We start from the raw sequence: 1881 nt of genomic DNA, 5'->3' as shown, positions 1-1881 counted from the left end.
ACAGCGCGGCAATACCCGGATACGGCGTCGTGCTACTCAAACCCACGCAGGCCCACACGATCAGCGCCAGCCCGGCCCACCCGGTGATCGCGGCGGCGCGCGGCGGCAGACGCCGCCAGCGGACAACCGTGAGGGCCACCAGCCCACCGACCGCCAACTGCCACGCCCGGGTCGGCAGCGAAAAAAACGCCACCGCAGGCGCGAACGGCGTGGCCACCAGCGACAGCGCAAACGACACGGCGGCAACCAGTGCGAGAACCACCAGAAAAGGGCGTTGCGACGACGTGGCCTCGGCGCGGGTGCGCCGGCGCAGCCGCCGGATCAACCATGCCGTGCCGATGATCAATGCCGGCCACACCAGGTAGAACTGCTCCTCGACGCCCAACGACCAATAGTGCTGAAACGGCGACGGCGGTTTGGTGCTGGCGAAGTAGTCGACGCCGCGCATGATGAACCAGTAGTTGCCGACATACAGCGCACTGGTGATGCCGTCCACCAGGACGCTCTTGACCTGCAGCAGCGGCAGTAATGCCACCGAAGCGATCATGGTGATGACGCCGACGGCGGCAGAGGCGGGCAGCAGTCGGCGGGCCCGGGCGCCGTAGAAGCGGCGCAGTCGGACGCCGCCGGTGGAGTTCACCTCGCGCCACAGCAGCCCGGTGATCAGGAAACCCGAGATGACGAAGAACACGTCCACGCCGACGTAGCCGCCGCCCACGCCGGGCACGTCGGCGTGAAACAGCACCACCGCCAGCACCGCGGCCGCGCGCAATCCCTCGATGTCCGGCCGAAATCCCGGCTGCACCACTCCCTGACGGTCCTTGGTGGCGCTGCCGCTGACGGCCTGGTGCACGGTCACCTACCTAGAAGACGCGTTCGTCGAGTCGAGGAATTATCACACACGCGTCGAACAGGCTCATCGTGAATGCGGCGGCCAACCTTGGGCGAGCGCGCGGTCGGCCAGCGCACCCATGACCGGGGCCAACCGCCGCGAGTATTCGAACGTCAAGTGACTCGAGTCGACGTAGACCAGGGTGTTGCCGACGATCACCGGGCATCGGTCCGCGGTGCAGAACAGGTCGGTGAGGTCGGTGTACTGCCCACCGGCGGCATGGGTGGCGGCGGACTCCGCCGCGATACCGGACTCGTTCACCGCCGTCGACCTGCGCGGCACGCAGGCAATCACGTCATCGAGGTGGGCAGAGAGGCAGATCGGCACCGTGGCGCGTGGATCCGGCACCGGCCCGAGCACCAGCACCTTGGCGCCGATACCGCGCAACTGCTGCACCAGACGGGTCAGGCTGTCGATCCACGCCGGGTCGTAGGCCGAGAAACCGGTCAGCTGTTCATCGGAACCGTAGCCGCGCCAAGCGCTCAGCACGACCAGCCGCGGATGTTCGGCGCGCAACCTGGCCATGATCTGAGCGCGCCACTGCCCGCAGTGTTCAAAGACTTCGACCACGCGACGGAATGGGTTGGTGACGCGCACATCCATCACTGGGCAGGCCGCCTTTTCCAGAGTCTCCAGCCGCCACCGCCGCTGGGTGGCGACCTGTTCGAACGCCGGATTCCAGATCGCGGCGTGCGAGTCGCCGACCAGTGCCACCGTGGTCGGCGACCCGACATCGCCCTTTGCGCACTCCGGTTGTCCGCCTTGAAGAGGTGTGCGCAGGCAGCCACTGCCCATGTAGGCGTTCTGCTCGGCTTCGACGTCGGCAAACGGCGGGTCCAGATTCGACGGCACCGCCGTCAACCCGGCGGATGCCACCAGCGCGGTCTGCACCTGGGCGAACGCGTGCTGCACCGCCGCGTCGTAGGCGGCCAGGTCCGAGCCCGCCGCCACCGGCGCCACGGCGACGCTCAGCGCCGCGGCCGGCGTCC

At 68.3% G+C, this 1881-nt stretch carries 2 protein-coding genes; both read right to left on the bottom strand.

Translation table 11 applies throughout. From position 1 onward, the window contains the following. Positions 1-859 (bottom strand): acyltransferase family protein (locus AC2VNT_RS06895; RefSeq protein WP_486946142.1); only part of this gene is annotated, 859 nt, incomplete at its 3' end. Between the two features lie 57 nt (positions 860-916). Beyond that, the coding region (locus AC2VNT_RS06890) for an SGNH hydrolase domain-containing protein (RefSeq protein WP_486946141.1) at positions 917-1881 on the bottom strand (965 nt) is incomplete at its 5' end.

Source organism: Mycobacterium sp. TH-M15 (assembly GCF_057473705.1).
The sequence above is the reverse complement of the archived record's forward strand: the minus strand, read 5'-3'. Positions and strand labels throughout refer to the sequence as shown.